Source organism: Pseudomonas sp. GV085 (assembly GCF_003050925.1).
In the GTDB taxonomy this organism is placed as follows: Bacteria; Pseudomonadota; Gammaproteobacteria; order Pseudomonadales; family Pseudomonadaceae; genus Aquipseudomonas.
In genome coordinates, this window is the sequence record NZ_QAOV01000004.1 from 282035 (window position 1) to 297953 (window position 15919).

The 15919-nt window shown below is 60.0% G+C and carries 10 protein-coding genes and 2 tRNA genes; 3 read left to right on the top strand and 9 right to left on the bottom strand.

Annotation, left to right across the window (positions count from 1 at the left end; translation table 11 throughout):
• Nucleotides 1-94: 94 nt before the first annotated feature.
• Nucleotides 95-1432, bottom strand: a complete 1338-nt coding sequence (gene rimO / locus C8K63_RS10850; protein WP_108216693.1) for a 30S ribosomal protein S12 methylthiotransferase RimO — start codon at nucleotides 1430-1432, stop codon at nucleotides 95-97.
• A 293-nt stretch (nucleotides 1433-1725) separates the two neighbouring features.
• Between rimO and C8K63_RS10855 the strand changes: the two genes are divergently transcribed.
• Nucleotides 1726-3627: a potassium transporter Kup gene (locus tag C8K63_RS10855; RefSeq protein WP_108216694.1), complete on the top strand. Its 1902-nt coding sequence runs from the start codon at nucleotides 1726-1728 to the stop codon at nucleotides 3625-3627.
• A gap of 169 nt (nucleotides 3628-3796) precedes the next feature.
• On the opposite strand, the gene C8K63_RS10860 is transcribed toward C8K63_RS10855, so the two are convergent.
• The 4 genes from C8K63_RS10860 to C8K63_RS10875 all read right to left on the bottom strand — a co-directional run bounded on the left by C8K63_RS10860 (nucleotide 3797) and on the right by C8K63_RS10875 (nucleotide 8399).
• Nucleotides 3797-5092 (bottom strand): virulence factor family protein, encoded by a 1296-nt coding sequence (locus C8K63_RS10860; RefSeq protein WP_108216695.1) that lies wholly within the window; start codon nucleotides 5090-5092, stop codon nucleotides 3797-3799.
• Nucleotides 5092-7734 carry a bifunctional lysylphosphatidylglycerol flippase/synthetase MprF gene (gene mprF / locus C8K63_RS10865; RefSeq protein ID WP_108216696.1) on the bottom strand — a complete coding sequence of 881 codons (2643 nt, stop codon included), beginning with the start codon at nucleotides 7732-7734 and terminating at the stop codon, nucleotides 5092-5094. Before mprF ends, C8K63_RS10860 begins: the two co-directional genes overlap by 1 nt.
• Before the next feature lie 279 nt (nucleotides 7735-8013).
• Nucleotides 8014-8090: transfer RNA gene (locus tag C8K63_RS10870), tRNA-Met, on the bottom strand.
• Nucleotides 8091-8322: 232 nt separating this feature from the next.
• Nucleotides 8323-8399, bottom strand: a tRNA-Met gene (locus C8K63_RS10875).
• Nucleotides 8400-8699: 300 nt separating this feature from the next.
• On the opposite strand from C8K63_RS10875, the gene dinB reads away from it, so the two are divergent.
• Nucleotides 8700-9761 (top strand): DNA polymerase IV, encoded by a 1062-nt coding sequence (dinB, locus tag C8K63_RS10880; protein WP_108216697.1) that lies wholly within the window; start codon nucleotides 8700-8702, stop codon nucleotides 9759-9761.
• A gap of 96 nt (nucleotides 9762-9857) precedes the next feature.
• Here the strand turns inward: dinB and C8K63_RS10885 are convergent, their stop codons facing one another.
• The 4 genes from C8K63_RS10885 to C8K63_RS10900 form a co-directional block, all read right to left on the bottom strand.
• Entirely contained in the window at nucleotides 9858-10811 is a 954-nt protein-coding gene (locus tag C8K63_RS10885; protein WP_108216698.1) for a hypothetical protein, read from the bottom strand.
• 19 nt (nucleotides 10812-10830) lie between these two features.
• Nucleotides 10831-12546 carry a proline--tRNA ligase gene (locus C8K63_RS10890; protein WP_108216699.1) on the bottom strand — a complete coding sequence of 572 codons (1716 nt, stop codon included), beginning with the start codon at nucleotides 12544-12546 and terminating at the stop codon, nucleotides 10831-10833.
• Nucleotides 12547-12689: 143 nt separating this feature from the next.
• Nucleotides 12690-14249 (bottom strand): AmpG family muropeptide MFS transporter, encoded by a 1560-nt coding sequence (locus tag C8K63_RS10895; protein WP_108216700.1) that lies wholly within the window; start codon nucleotides 14247-14249, stop codon nucleotides 12690-12692.
• A 44-nt stretch (nucleotides 14250-14293) separates the two neighbouring features.
• Nucleotides 14294-14647 (bottom strand): MGMT family protein, encoded by a 354-nt coding sequence (locus C8K63_RS10900; RefSeq protein WP_108216701.1) that lies wholly within the window; start codon nucleotides 14645-14647, stop codon nucleotides 14294-14296.
• Nucleotides 14648-14810: 163 nt separating this feature from the next.
• Here C8K63_RS10900 and C8K63_RS10905 point away from each other — a divergent pair, with 163 nt between their 5' ends.
• The gene (locus tag C8K63_RS10905; RefSeq protein WP_108216702.1) at nucleotides 14811-15818 is read left to right on the top strand and encodes a DUF481 domain-containing protein; all 1008 of its coding nucleotides are present in this window, start codon (nucleotides 14811-14813) and stop codon (nucleotides 15816-15818) included.
• Nucleotides 15819-15919 lie beyond the last annotated feature (101 nt).

The following is a 15919-nucleotide window of genomic DNA, read 5'->3' on the forward strand; positions in this document are numbered from 1 at the left end:
GCGTGAGTGATGTGAGTCCGTTCAATCTCAAACGATAGCCGTAAAAAAGCCCCGCATCTCGTCAAGAGTGCGGGGCTTTGTGTATTTTTTGCGTTTAGATCTGTTCAGCCCACAGATCGTATTCGTCGGCGTCGGTCACTTTGCACCAGACCTTGTCGCCCGGCTTGAGGTTGCTGCCGTTGTCGATGAATACGTTGCCGTCGATTTCCGGGGCGTCGAAGAAGCAGCGACCCACCGCGCCTTGCTCGTCGACTTCATCGACCAGCACTTCGATCTCGCGGCCAATGCGCATTTGCAGGCGCGCCGAGCTGATGGCCTGCTGGTGCGCCATGAAGCGCTCCCAACGGTCCTGCTTGACGTCGTCCGGGACGACTTCCAGGTCCAGGTCATTGGCCGGTGCGCCTTCTACCGGCGAGTACTGGAAGCAGCCGACACGGTCGAGCTGGGCTTCGGTCAGCCAGTTCAGCAGGTACTGGAAGTCTTCTTCGGTTTCGCCCGGGAAGCCGACGATGAAGGTCGAACGAATGATCAGGTCCGGACAGATTTCGCGCCAGTTCTTGATCCGTGCCAGGGTCTTGTCTTCGAAGGCTGGGCGTTTCATTGACTTGAGCACTTTCGGGCTGGCGTGCTGGAACGGGATGTCCAGGTACGGCAGGATCTTGCCGGCGGCCATCAGCGGGATCAGCTCGTCAACGTGCGGGTACGGGTAAACGTAGTGCAGGCGCACCCAGACACCGAGGGTGCTGAGGGCTTCGCAGAGTTCGGTCATGCGGGTTTTCACCGGCGCGCCGTTCCAGAAACCGGTGCGGTATTTCACGTCGACGCCATAGGCGCTGGTGTCTTGGGAGATCACCAGCAGTTCCTTGACGCCGGACTTGACCAGGCGCTGAGCCTCGTCGAGCACGTCACCGACCGGACGGCTGACCAGCTTGCCGCGCATCGACGGGATGATGCAGAAGCTGCAGCTGTGGTTGCAGCCTTCGGAGATCTTCAGGTAGGCGTAGTGGCGCGGGGTCAGTTTGATGCCTTGCGGCGGCACCAGGTCGATCAGCGGGTTGTGGTCCTGGCGCGGCGGCACGACTTCGTGCACGGCGTTGACCACTTGCTCGTACTGCTGCGGACCGGTCACGGCCAGCACGCTCGGATGTACGTTGCGAATGTTGCCTTCATCGACGCCCATGCAGCCGGTCACGATAACCTTGCCGTTTTCCTTGATGGCTTCGCCAATCACTTCCAGGGACTCGGCCTTGGCCGAATCGATGAAGCCGCAAGTGTTGACTACCACGACGTCGGCGTCCTGGTAGGTGGACACCACGTCATAGCCTTCCATGCGCAGCTGGGTAAGGATGCGCTCGGAGTCGACCAGTGCTTTGGGGCAACCCAGGGATACGAAGCCAACCTTTGGATTGGCCGGCGCAGGAGTGGTGGACATGTCTAACCTCGGTATTTTGTGACGCCGCTTGCCGGGTAGGGCAAAACCGACGGACGGGCGCTTGAACGGCGCCTCTGATCAAAAAGTGCGCAATTCTAGCGATCAGTCGTTCACTTGACCAGCTTTATGCAGGGAAATACGACGAGTGCTGCGCTATGCTTCGTGCCGTTACGCTTTACTGATTTTTTACTGTCAACAAAACGTCTGTAACGTGAAGTAAAACAGCGCATGCTGCACGACAAAGCATAGTGCTTCTTTCAAAGAAGCCCGGGTCTGAGAAGTAGGAGTGGTGGATGGGGCAGGCAAGTAGTCAGGCTGCAGGTGCCGAACATTCGGCGGTGAAGCCGATCGGCATGCTGGTCGCGGCAGTCGGGGTGGTTTATGGCGATATCGGCACCAGTCCGTTGTACACCCTCAAAGAAGTGTTTTCCGGAGGCTATGGCGTGCCGGTCAACCATGACGGGGTGCTGGGGATTCTGGCACTCATTTTCTGGTCGCTGATCTGGGTCGTGTCGATCAAGTACATGATGTTTGTGCTGCGCGCCGACAACCAGGGCGAAGGCGGGATCATGGCCTTGACCGCACTGGCCCGGCGGGCGGCGGCGGGGCACGCGAAATTGCGCATGTTGCTGGTGGTCTGCGGGCTGATCGGCGCGGCGTTGTTTTATGGCGACAGCATGATTACCCCGGCGATCTCCGTGTTGTCGGCGATTGAAGGCCTGGGGCTGGCCTTCGAAGGCATCGACCATTGGGTGGTGCCGCTGTCGCTGGTAGTGCTGGTCGCGCTGTTTCTGATCCAGCGTCACGGTACGGCACGCATCGGCATTCTGTTCGGGCCGATCATGGTCACCTGGTTCCTCGTGCTGGGGGCACTCGGCGTCTATGGCATCAGCCAGCATCCGGAAGTCCTGCAAGCGATGAACCCGGTATGGGGCGTACGTTTCTTCGTGGTCCATCCGGGCATGGGCGTGTCGATTCTCGGTGCCGTGGTGCTCGCACTGACCGGTGCCGAAGCACTGTACGCGGACATGGGCCACTTCGGCCGCAAGCCGATCGCTCGTGCTTGGTTCATCCTCGTGCTGCCGGCGTTGGTACTGAACTATTTTGGTCAGGGTGCCTTGCTGCTAGGCGACCCGGAGGCGGCCCGCAACCCGTTCTACCTGCTGGCACCGAGTTGGGCATTGCTCCCGCTGGTCGGCCTGTCGACACTGGCCACGGTGATTGCCTCACAAGCGGTAATTTCCGGTGCGTTCTCCCTGACCCGTCAGGCGATCCAGCTCGGTTACATTCCGCGCATGCACATCCAGCACACCTCCAGTGCTGAACAGGGCCAGATCTACATCGGCGCGGTGAACTGGGCGCTGATGGTCGGCGTGGTGCTGTTGGTGCTGGGTTTCGAATCCTCCGGTGCCCTGGCCTCGGCCTACGGTGTGGCGGTGACCGGGACCATGCTGATGACCAGCATTCTGGTGTCCGCGGTAATCCTGTTGCTGTGGAAGTGGCCGCCGGTCCTTGTGGTGCCGATCCTGTTGGGTTTCCTGTTGGTAGACGGTGTGTACTTCGCCGCCAACGTGCCGAAAATCGTTCAGGGCGGTGCATTCCCGGTGATCGCCGGTTTCGCGCTGTTTGTGCTGATGACCACCTGGAAGCGCGGCAAGCAGTTGCTGGTCGAGCGTATCGATGAGGGTGGATTGCCGCTGCCGATCTTCATCAGCAGCATTGCCGTACAACCGCCCCATCGGGTTCAGGGCACCGCTGTGTTCCTGACGGCACGGCCGGATGCCGTGCCCCACGCGCTATTGCACAACCTGCTGCACAACCAGGTACTGCACGAGCGAGTGGTGTTGCTGACGGTGGTGTACGAAGACATCCCGCGGGTGCCGCCAACACGACGGTTCGAGGTCGATGCCTATGGCGAAGGTTTCTACCGGGTGATTCTGCACTTCGGCTTTACCGACGAGCCGGACGTACCGAAGGCGTTGAAACTGTGTCATCTCGAAGAACTGGACTTCAGCCCGATGCGCACCACCTACTTCCTCAGCCGCGAAACGGTCATTGCCTCCAAGCTCGAAGGCATGTCGCGCTGGCGTGAGGCGCTGTTTGCGTTCATGTTGCAGAACGCCAACGGCAATTTGCGCTTCTTCAATCTGCCGTTGAACCGGGTGATTGAGTTGGGGACGCAGGTGGAGATGTAGGAGCGAGCTTGCTCGCGATGAACCTGAGATCACCACTGGGTGTCAGGTGTTCAGCGTTATCGTTGAAGACCGTCGCGAGCAGGCTCGCTCCTACAGGGATTTGTGGCGTTGAATGAAAAAGCCCCCGCTATCGTGAGATGGCGGGGGCTTTTCTTCAGCGAGGCTCAGATCACTCTTGAGCTTCTGCTTCTTTGGCTTGCCGCTTCTCGATCACATCCACCAGACGCTGTGCCAGCGCCGGATAGTTCTCGTCGAAGTGATGGCCGCCAGGCAGCTTGATGGCTTCGCCCACCGCCGTCTTGTCGGTGCAGCCGCTTTCGTCGGTTTCTTCTTCACCGTAGATGCACACCACTTTGGCGGCTGGCAGTTTGGCCATTTCCGGACCGGTGGCGGCTTCCTTGCCGGCGTTGCCGAGCCAGCCTTCGACTTCGATCTCGAAGCTGCCGGTACGGGCGAAGGCCAGCAGGATGATCGCGTCGACGCGTTGCTGCTCCGACTCGGCCAGGCGGTTGTAGATCGCTGGCAGAACATCTGCGCCGAACGAGTAACCGGTCAGGATGAAGCGCTTGGTGCCCCATTTCTGTCGGTAGTGTTGCATCAGTTCCGCCAGGTCCAGTGCGCTTTGCTCCGGGCTCTTGTGCTGCCAGTAGTAGCGCAGGGTGTCGATGCCGACTACCGGATAGCCGATCTTGGCCATCTCGCCCGCCACGTCGCGGTCGAGGTCGCGCCAGCCGCCATCACCGGACAGGAACAGGGTGACGGTGTCCCTGGCCTGGCCTGCTGGCACTTCGACCACCGGGATCTGTAGGCCGCCAGCAGCCTTGTCACCACCGACGAGGATCTTGCGCAGCTCGTTGTTCAGCACTTGTGGCAGGTTGATGTCGTAGTCGCTGATGCTGGTTTCGGCGTTCGGTTGATCGCGCACGAAGCCGGCGCTGGTGTCGTCCGGGTTGTCGTTCCATGCCACCAGCCAGTGGCCGTGGGCCGCGCTTTTCGGCAGCAGGTGCGTGCAGCCAGGTTTTTCCAGGGCCAGGTCGACCGAAACGGCCTGAGCCTTGTCGTTCTTCTGCTCGGACAACCAGCGCCAGGCCAGCACGGCACCCGGGCCGATACCGCTGACCAGGGTCGCAGGGCCTTTGAGCTCTCTCAGGCCCGATTGCAGGGCACGGCTTTGCAGCAGGCAGTCCTTGGGCAGGATCACCTGGACAATCTGCGCCGCGCCGCTACGGCTGAGGGTCATCAATTGCTTGTCGCTGAGTTTCTGGTCTTCGTTGACCGCTACCAGCACCTGGGCGCGTGGCGTGGTGCCGGGGATGACGCGGGTCATCGCCGCACCGTCGGCCGGGGTCAGCAATTGGAGGGTCGGTTCCGGTGCCGGGCGTTTCAGGTACCAGTAACCGCCACCGAGAACCAGGGCCACTATCACCAGTGTGCCCAATACATACCGCAAGGAGCGTTGAATCATCAGCGTTTCACCAATCCGGTCAAGCCGCCCGCGATCAGGGCGGCAGTGTCGGCCAGCGCAACCAGCGGATCGAGTCCGGCGGGCACGGCCATATAACGGGGTTCCCAATCAGGCTGGAACTTGTCTTTGAAACGGCGCAAGCCCTGGAAGTTGTACAGCTGCTCACCACGGCGGAATACCATCGAGCCCAGGCGCTGGGTCAATGGCGCGCCGCGACGGGGTTGCAACCCCGACAACGGCACCATGCCCAGGCTGAAACGCGCGTACCCATGGTTTTTATAATGTTGAATCAGGCCGACCATCATGAACTCCATGGTCAGCTTCGGGGCATCCGGGTGCGCACGCATCAGGTCGAGGCTGGCCAGGTCATGGCCGTAGGTCTCGAGCAGGTTGGCGAACGCTACCGGGCGTCCTTCGAAACGAATCACCGCGATGCGGAAATACTTGAGGTAGTCATCACTGAAGCGGCCGAGAGAGAAGCCTTTCTCGCGCACGTTCTTGCCGGTCAGCCAGGCATCGGATATCACCTTGAGCTCATCCATTGGCGCGTGGCCCGGTTCATGGATTTCCAGGGACAGACCATCGCGGGTGCCTCGGTTCCAGGTGTAGCGCAGGTCCTTCATCTCTTTGCCCTTGGCTTCGAGATCAAAGCGCTTGAGGTCGACCCGGGCTTCTTCGCCGAGCTTGATCGCGGTCAGGCCGATGTCCATGTAGTACGGCAGGTTCTCGGCGCGCACTTGATAGAACACGGGACGGGCGTGGTGGATGTCGCACAGGTCGCGGAACTGCCAGATCATTTCTGCCCGTTGCTGGCCCGGGCCGATCGGGTCATACAACGCTACCAGGCTGCGGCCACGGCGGGCGTACATCAGGAACGCCTCGTCGTTGGGGTGAAACAGCAGCGCCTTGTCACCGGTCAGGGCCAGGCCGCCATCCGGTTGGGCCGATGCCATGAGGATCTTGCTGGCGCGCTCCAGTTCGTCGGGCGTCGGCAGGTGGATCACCGGACGCGCGGTGCGCAGCAGCCAGGTCAGCGACACCACCATCAGCAGCACGGCAGCCCCGAGCAATGAACGCAGGCCGCGAGGGGCATCGGCGTCCAGAGTGAACTGCCACCAGAGCTGGTGGCTGTATGGAACGTCCTGATAGGCGAACAGCAGCAACCAGATCGACGCACCGAGCACGCACAGGCTGGCCACCAGGTACAGCGGCGAGAACGGTACTTCGGTCAGGCGGCTGGGGCGATAGAACGAGCGACGGAATACCCCGAGCAGGCTCGCCGTCAGCACCATCAGGCTGGCTTCCTCCCAGTCAAAGCCTTTGAGCAGTGAGAGCAGGGCGCCGACCAGCAACAGAATGGTGGTCAGCATCCATGCGGCCGACAGCCGGCGACGCAGCCCCTGGGCCAGCAACAGGCAAAGAACGCCGACCAGGCTGGCACCAAAGTGCGAAGCATCGACCAGTCGATGGGGGATCAGAAAACCGATGTGTTCCAGGCGGGTATCGATTTCCGGGGTGGCGCCGGAGAACAGCAGGACAACACCGGACAGGAATACCAGCACCGCCAGTATCGGAGCCGCCAGGCCTGAGGCCGCGCGCAATGTCTGGCGTGTCTGGAACAGGCGCTGACCTTCGTTGATCAGCAACAGCAGGCAGGCCACCAGCAAGGGCAGGACCACGTAGATCAAGCGATAGAGCAGCAGGGCGGCCGCCAGTGGCGCAGCGCCAAGGGTATCGGAAAACGCCGCCAGCAAAATCGCCTCGAACACCCCGACACCACCCGGCACATGGCTGAGCACGCCGGCGGCCAGCGCCAGCAGGTAAACCAGCAGGAACGCACCGAAGGGCGGTGTTTCCGGCAGCAGCAGATAGAGCACGGTCGCGGCGGCTGCTACGTCCAGGGCTGTGATGATCAATTGCAGGAACGTCAGGCGACGCCCGGGCAGGCGCAAGGTGCGGCGCCCGACCTTGACCAGCAGGTTGTCTGGGTAAGGCTGTTCCGGCAGCCGCCGACGGTAGATACCGATAGCCAGCACCGAAAACAGTACGAGCACGGCACCTGCCACCACACCCAGCAACGTCTCGGAGAGTCCCAGGGCGGTGGACGCCGCCGGCAGGTCGCTGAGCGTCGCCAGGGCAGCCAGCGGCGGCAGGGCGCAACCCAGCGAGAGGCTGGCGAACAATGTCATGCGGGCGACTTCAGCCGCTCCCAGACCATGACGGGCATAGAGGCGATAGCGCACCGAACCGCCCGACAACATTGAAAGACCGATGGCGTTGCCAATGGCAAAGGCCGTGAAACCACCCAGCGCCAACTCGCGCGGTGCCAGGCTTACCCCGGCATAGCGGCTGGCCGACCATTCGTAGCCGAGCAAAATGATGAAGCCCACCACGGTTGCGCCCAGTGCGCCCAGCAATGCAGGTTTCGGGACTTCGAGGATCGAATCGTGCAGCGCGTAAAGATCGAGTTCGCTCAACAGGTGGCGACAGGCAATCAGCGCGATCGCGAACAACAGCAGGGTGACCGCCAGGCCAATGGGTTGACGGTATTTGCTCAAACGATCGAGCAGGCGCAGACGCTCAGCCTTGATCGGTTGTGTCGCTGTGACAGTGTCTTGTGAGTCAGACGAGTTGGCGCGCATCAATCACCTCTTGGATTGTGCGCGACAGGATGGGGGTATCCAGCCAAGTTACCAATCCCTGCAGAAAAAAATAATCACAAATATTAACGCCTATCACCGGGCAACGGGGACGGCGCGTCATCAGTCGTGAAGGCTTCAGCCTGCGATAGAGCATAGTCTGAACCCGGCGCATGGGTGCTCCCCAAACGGCTTGCTTCACAGTGACAGGTCATTGTTGCGAAAGGACTTTTTCAACAGATACAAAAAAGGCCACTCTTTCGAGTAGCCTTTTTTGATGTTTGGTTGCGGGAGCCGGATTTGAACCGACGACCTTCGGGTTATGAGCCCGACGAGCTACCAGACTGCTCCATCCCGCGTCTGTGTGGCGGCATTCTATAGAGATACGCCGAGGTGTCAACCGTTAATCCTGAAGCAGGTCAAATAAATGTTGAATCGCGGCAAACGGTCGCAGCGATGGCCTAAGTTTCGGAATCAGAACGATTTCCGGTTTCGGTGTCGTTGAGTGTCCAGGCCTTGTTTCGGTGTTCGATGCTACAAAACGAGCACGCACAAAAAAGGCCACTCTTTCGAGTAGCCTTTTTTGATGTTTGGTTGCGGGAGCCGGATTTGAACCGACGACCTTCGGGTTATGAGCCCGACGAGCTACCAGACTGCTCCATCCCGCGTCTGTGTGGCTCATTCTATAGAGATGCGCTCGGGTGTCAACCTCCAATTCCGATAAAACCTCTTCCTGTTCAATCGGTTAGCGTTCAAAAGGGGAGGTCGACCGGTCTGTGAGGCAGGCAGGACAAGGCCTGCGCGTCTATTGAAAGTAATTTTTCGATTGAAAAAATAAATTCACAATCGACTCTTCCTACGATTGGAAAAGAACATTCAGACTACTGGTGCTATATACAGGTGTCGGTGAGATACTGTTTGTCCGGCACGCCATGACGCCTTTTCTTTGCCATGAACACGGCTTTGCTATGACTCAACGCAAGATCATCCACGTCGATTGTGACTGCTTCTATGCAGCCATCGAAATGCGCGACGACCCACGCCTGGCCGGTAAACCACTGGCGGTAGGTGGGGCGGCGGACCGGCGCGGGGTGATCGCCACCTGCAATTATGAGGCGCGAGCGTACGGGGTGCGTTCGGCGATGTCCTCCGGGCATGCCTTGAAACTGTGCCCGGACCTGACCATCGTCAAGCCACGCATGGACGCCTATAGAGAAGCTTCCAGGGAAATCCACACGATCTTTCGCGATTACACCGAGATCATCGAGCCGCTCTCGCTCGATGAGGCGTACCTCGATGTGTCGGACAGTGCGCATTTCGGTGGTAGCGCAACGCGCATCGCCCAGGACATCCGGCGCCGGGTCTCCAACCAGTTGCATATCACCGTGTCGGCGGGTGTGGCGCCGAACAAGTTTCTGGCCAAGATCGCCAGTGACTGGAAAAAGCCCAATGGCCTGTTCGTCATCACGCCGGACCAGGTCGAGGATTTTGTCAGTGGCTTGCCGGTGAGCAAATTGCACGGGGTCGGAAGAGTCACCGCCGACAAACTCGGCAAGCTGGGGATCACCGATTGCCTGCAATTGCGCGAGTGGGACAAGTTGGCGCTGGTGCGTGAATTCGGCAGCTTTGGCGAGCGACTCTGGAGCCTGGCCCGTGGGATCGATGACCGCGTGGTGCACAACGACAGTCGTCGTCAGTCGATCAGTGTCGAAAACACCTACGACGTCGATCTGCCAGATCTGAAGAGTTGCCTGGATAAATTGCCCGAGCTGCTGGAGACCCTGGCTGGCCGCATGGCGCGAATTGACAGCAGCTATCGTCCGGGCAAGCCATTCGTCAAAGTGAAGTTCCACGACTTCACCCAGACGACATTGGAGCAGGCCGGGGCAGGGCGGGATCTGGGCAGTTATCAGTTGATGCTGACCCAGGCCTTCAATCGCGGCGGTAAACCCGTGCGGTTGTTGGGCGTCGGCGTGCGGCTGGAGGACTTGCGGGGCGGGTTCGAGCAGATGGAGTTGTTTGAGCGGTAAATTCTGAAACACAAAAGATCGCAGCCTGCGGCAGCTCCTACAGAAGAACGCGATCTGTTGTAGGAGCTGCCGCAGGCTGCGATCTTTTTTTGGGGTTTAGTTCAGCCCCGGATTAGCCACCAGTCGCTCGCCATTGCGGGCCAGTGACTTGAGGAATTCGGTCTGCAATTCAGGATCATTGCGCGTCAGTTCGATCAGGCTCTGTTCCAGCTCACTGGCTTCCTCTTCAAGACCCAGCTCCGACAGGCGTTTGACCCGGTGGACCCATTGGCTGACTTCGTCACCTTCGAGATCGTCATAAATCAACCCGTGGGCCTCATAGAGCTTGCTGCGCAAGTTGCTGCTGATGACCAGGGTGGAATCGTTGTGCACGTTGCCCTGGGCATCCTCAACACGGATCAGCAAGCGGCTCAGATGATTGATGTCATGTTCGGCGAACGGGTTGTCCAACAGATTCAGGCGTAACACGCCGTTTTTGTCGGTGGTCAGCTCGAAGGTTTCCTTGCCGGCCTTGACCTCGACCGGGCGCTCGCTCCAGGGCAGGCTTGAATATTCCGTACGCTTGTCGTGCTGGACTTCATCAATGCCGGCCAGGTTCTGCTGCGCGCGCCCGTGGGACTGCACGTTCATGAACGGGTTGAGCCCGGCGAAACCGTAGCTCAGCCAATCCTTGGTCACGCTGTCCGGCAGATTGCCGAGGGCGAACACATTGACCACGTTGGCACCGACACCCGCCACCACGGCCACCGCGCCCAGCGGGATTTCGTAAATCTCCCGCCAGGGTTGGTACGGCGTATAGCGGTCGTAGTGACGCGTGACTTCGTACTCGGTGACTTCGAAAGTCTTCTGCTCGTGAATTTTCACCCGCCGTTGCGGCAGCTCAAGCACCTTGGGCTCACCGACATCGATCTGCAGGCTGTGATCGAGCAGTTTGCGCTCGACACGTTCCTCTTGCTCGCTGCGTTGTGACATGTGGTTGGCACAGCCGCTGACCAGCAGGGTGCCGCACAAGGCGGCACCACCGAGGCCTAAGGTGTTTCGCTTGAACATGACGCCTCTATGTCTGGTATCAGCGGCGGATGCGGGCCTGAAGGAACGACAGTACGTCGTCGACCGGCAGCGCTTGCGCATCGGCCTCGGTGCGGCTCTTGTATTCCAGGTTGCCTTCGGCCAGGCCGCGGTCGCTGACCACGATCCGGTGTGGAATTCCGATCAGCTCCATGTCCGCGAACTTGATGCCCGGGCTGGTTTTCTTGTCGCGGTCGTCGAGCAGCACTTCGAAGCCGGCAGCGGTGAGTTGCGCGTACAGCTTGTCGGTGGCTTCACGAACCTGTTCGGTTTCGTAGCGCAGCGGCACCAGGGCGATCTGGAAGGGCGCGAGGGTGTCGCTCCAGATGATCCCGTTTTCGTCGTTGTTCTGCTCGATGGCAGCCGCTACCACGCGGGACACGCCGATGCCGTAGCAGCCCATTTCCAGGGTGACCGGCTTGCCGTTTTCGCCCAGCACTTCGCACTTCATCGCTTTGCTGTACTTGTTGCCCAGCTGGAAGATGTGCCCGACTTCGATGCCGCGCTTGATTTCCAGGGTGCCTTTGCCGTCCGGGCTCGGGTCGCCGGCCACAACGTTGCGCAGGTCGGCAACGGTCGGAACAGGCAAGTCGCGCTCCCAGTTCACGCCGAAGTAGTGTTTGTCGTCGATGTTGGCGCCGATGCCGAAGTCGCTCATCAGTTCGACCGAACGGTCGATGATGATCGGCAGCGGCAGGTTCAACGGACCCAGGGAACCGGCACCGGCGCCAATGGCGTCGCGCAGTTCGCTTTCCGAAGCCATGACCAGCGGGCTGGCAACGCCTGGCTGGTTGGCCGCCTTGATTTCGTTCAGCTCATGGTCGCCACGGATGATCAGGGCAATCAGCTTGCCTTTCTCTTCGGCGTGCACCACGAGGGTCTTGATGGTTTTCTCGATCGGCAGGTTGAAGCTTTCGACCAGTTGCGCAATGGTCTTGGCATTCGGCGTGTCGACCAGGCGCAGTTCTTCGCTCGGAGCGGCGCGCGAGGATTCCCGTGGCACAGCCTCGGCTTTCTCGATGTTCGCCGCGTAGTCGGAACCGTTACTGAAGACGATGTCGTCTTCGCCCGATTCGGCCAGAACGTGGAACTCGTGGGAGCCGGCGCCGCCGATGGAGCCGTTGTCGGCTTCAACAGGGCGGAATCTCAGGCCCAGACGGGTGAACACGTTGCAGTAAGCCTGGTGCATGCGGTCGTAGGTGACCTGCAGCGAAGGCTGGTCGGCGTGGAAGGAGTAGGCGTCCTTCATGATGAATTCGCGGCCACGCATCAAGCCGAAGCGTGGGCGGGTTTCGTCACGGAATTTGGTCTGGATCTGGTACAGGTTGATCGGCAGCTGCTTGTAGCTGCTCAATTCGTTGCGCATCAGATCGGTGATGACTTCTTCGTGGGTGGGACCTGCGCAGAAGTCGCGACCGTGGCGATCCTTGAAGCGCAGCAATTCAGGGCCGTACTCTTCCCAGCGCCCGGATTCCTGCCACAGCTCAGCCGGTTGCGTGCTCGGCATCAACACTTCGAGAGAGCCGGCGGCGTTCATTTCTTCACGAACGACAGCTTCGACCTTGCGCATTACCCGCAAGCCCATCGGCAGCCAGGTATACAGGCCCGAGGCGAGTTTGCGGATCATGCCGGCGCGCAGCATCAGCTGGTGGCTGATCACGACCGCGTCGGAAGGCGTTTCTTTTTGTGTGGCGAGCAAAAATTGACTGGTGCGCATGGTTGGCCGTTATCGATTGCTGATGACGAGAAGTGACGGAGCATTGTACGGGCGAGATCCGCTGGCGTACAGGCGCGCGGTCAGTGGTGTGGCAGGAGGGCACGATTCACTCGGCCCTCCGCGATTGTTCCTGAGTAAAGATCCTACGATTCTTCGGTGACCGGGGTCTGCACCGGTTCCGGTGTCGGTGTCGGACCTGCGCGGCGGTTCTCCTGGAACCAGTGCAAGGCGATCAACAGCAGGGTCGGGACGCCCAGCAGGGCGGTGATCAGAAAGAAATTGTGGTAACCGAATTTTTCCACCATGACCCCGGAATAGCCACCGATCAGGCGCGGCAGCAACAGCATGATCGAGCTGAGCAGGGCGTATTGGGTGGCGGAGAACTTGAGGTTGGTCAGGCTCGACAGGTAGGCGACGAACGCCGAGGTGGCCAGGCCTGAACTGAAGTTGTCCAGGGAGATGGTCAGCACCAGCATGTTCAGGTTGGGGCCCATATCGGCGAGTATCAGGAACAGGATGTTGGTCGCCGCGGATGCGACGCCGCCGATAAACAGGATCGGCAAGATGCCGAAACGCACGATCAGCAGGCCGCCCATGCCGGCACCCACCAGGGTCATGATCAGGCCGAAGATTTTGCTGACGCTGGCGATCTGGTCCTTGGTGAAGCCCTGGTCGATGTAGAACACGTTGGCCATCACGCCCATGACCGTATCGGACATCCGATAGGTGGCAATCAAGCCGAGTAGTAGCAACGCTTGCCAGCGGTATCGCAGGATGAAGTCGTTGATCGGAGTCAGCACGGGTGCCAGGCCGCGACGGCCCATGGCCGAGAGGCACAGGGCGGTGAGCGTGATATAGAGGATGGCCCGCAGGAACGCGCGGTCTTCGAGCAGCAGGTCGAGCACGCTCACGCCTTCGAACAGTACGCTGGCGAAGTCGGTGTAGTAGAGCTGGGTGAACATGGCCGGCACGGACACCAGCAAAATGATCAGCACGAACACCGAGGCCAGTTGATGCACGAAGCTGTAGCGACCGGCCTGCAGTTGCGTGCGCAACGGCACGGGTGGTTCGCGCATGAACGTGGAAGTCAGCAGTGCCGGGACCATCAGCACCCCGAACAGAATGTAAGTGCCGGCCCAGGCCGAATGCTTGTAGTTGAAGCCGGTGGAGCCAAAGCCTTCGGCGAAGTACAGCGCGCCTGCAGTCGCCAGCAGCGCGGCGACCCGGTAGCCGGACATGTAGCTGGCGGCCAGGGCGGCCTGACGATTGTCTTCGGCGATTTCCAGGCGATAGGCGTCTACCGCAATATCCTGCGTCGCTGATGCGAAAGCGACGACCACGGCAATGGCGATCAGCCAGGACAAATGCTTTTGCGGATCGCAGAAACCCATCCCGATCAGGCCAAGGATGACCAGTGCCTGGGACAGCACGAGCCAGGATCGTCGTCGACCGAGTTTGCCAAGCAATGGCAGTCGCCATTGGTCGAGCAACGGTGACCAGACCCATTTGAAGGCATATGCCAGGCCAATCAGGCTTGCATAGCCAATGGTTTCACGCGCCACGCCAGCCTCACGCAGCCAGACTGAAAGCGTTGAAAACACCAGCATGTAGGGCAGGCCGGCGGCGAAACCAAGCAGCAACAGCACGAGTGTCGAAGGGCTGGCATAAGCGGCGAGCGCGGCGCGCCAGGTTTTACGGGGCATGGGCTGGAGTCTGCCTCAAGAAATACGGAAACAAAGCGCGCACTCTAACCGCTGTGCTCTACCGGACGCCAGCCATGGCGCTGAATATCAACACGATTATTCAGGACGCTGATGCCCTCCATGCGTAATCGTACGCGCTGCTCATCGCCCGAAGGGCTGCCCGCCGGCAGGCTGATACGCCCGTTTGCACCCAGAACGCGATGCCAGGGTAATTTGCTGTCGCTCGGCAATTCGCTGAGGGTGCGGCCGACCCAGCGGGCGGCGCGACCCAGTCCTGCAAGCTCGGCCAATTGACCGTAGCTGACGACTTTGCCCTCGGGAACTTGCGCCAGTGTCAGATACAGCGCCGTGCGTCGGATTTGCGCCGCACTCTCGGGTTCATCGGTTGGATCGGTCACGTCCGTCATTCCTGAAGAAGTCTGCTTTACCATCTATAGAGTAAATCCTGTACAGGCGGTTGAGAAATGAACTCAACAGAAATAGTCGGGTCAGTCCTTGTCAGGACATTATTCCTACGGATAATGCCGACTTTTCTCGCAAGCCCGAGCCCGTATTTTGCTTATGTTGTCCAGATCCCTGCTGTACCTCGCTGTCCTCAGTGCTTCTACTCCCTTGTTAGCCGATACCGTGTGGTTGAAGAACGGTGACAAGCTGAGCGGCAAGATCACGCTGTTCGATGGCGGCAAGCTGCTGATCCAGACCGAGTACGCCGGTGCGGTGACGATCGACTGGAAACAGGTCAAGACTCTGGACAGCGATCAGCAATTGCTGGTCAAGCAGGATGCCTACAGTGGCGAGAAAGCCAAGTCGCTGAAAGCGGCGGACGCCGGTAAGGTCACGCTGGCCAATGGCGACGCACCGAGGACGGTCGAACTGGCGAGCATTCAGCAGATTCTCAAGCCAAAACCGGTGGTCGAGGATCTGGTGTGGAAAGGCAACGTCGATATCGCGCTGGATTATCAGCGGGCGGAAAACGACACCGATGACTACGACATCGATTTCAAGACCAGTGCGCGCCACGGTCGCTGGCGGCACACCGCCGAGGGTGAATACAACCGCGAGTTCCAGGATGACGTGGTGACCACCGACAACTGGCGGGCCGAGTACTCCATTGACCGATTCCTGACCGAGCAATGGTTCTGGCAGGGGCGTCTGGAGTACAAGCGCGACAAGGTCGAACACCTATCCCGTCAGCGCACCGTCGGTACCGGTCCCGGCTATCAGTTCTGGGATAACGAGCTCGGGGCGTTCTCCCTGGGCTCGCTGGTCAACCGCACGGACTATGAGTTCTCCGATGGCAGCAAGGACAATTTCTACGCACTGGCCATGACGTGGGATTACAACCGCTACCTGATCGGCAAGCATGTCGAGTTCTTCACCAGTGGTGAGGTCGGCAAGCCGCTGTCGGGTGTGGCCGACTACGCACTCGATGCCGAGATGGGGTTACGCTACAAGGTGACTGACTGGGCTTCGCTGAACCTGAAGGCGGAGCGGGACATCATCAGCGGCACCGATGATGCGGATCTGGACAAGACACGCTACACCGCAGGATTTGGCGTGACTTGGTAATACGCTAAAAGATCGCAGCCTGCGGCAGCTCCTACAGGGGGGTTATGTTCACCCTGTAGGAGCTGCCGCAGGCTGCGATCTTTTTTACCTGTGAAAAACAC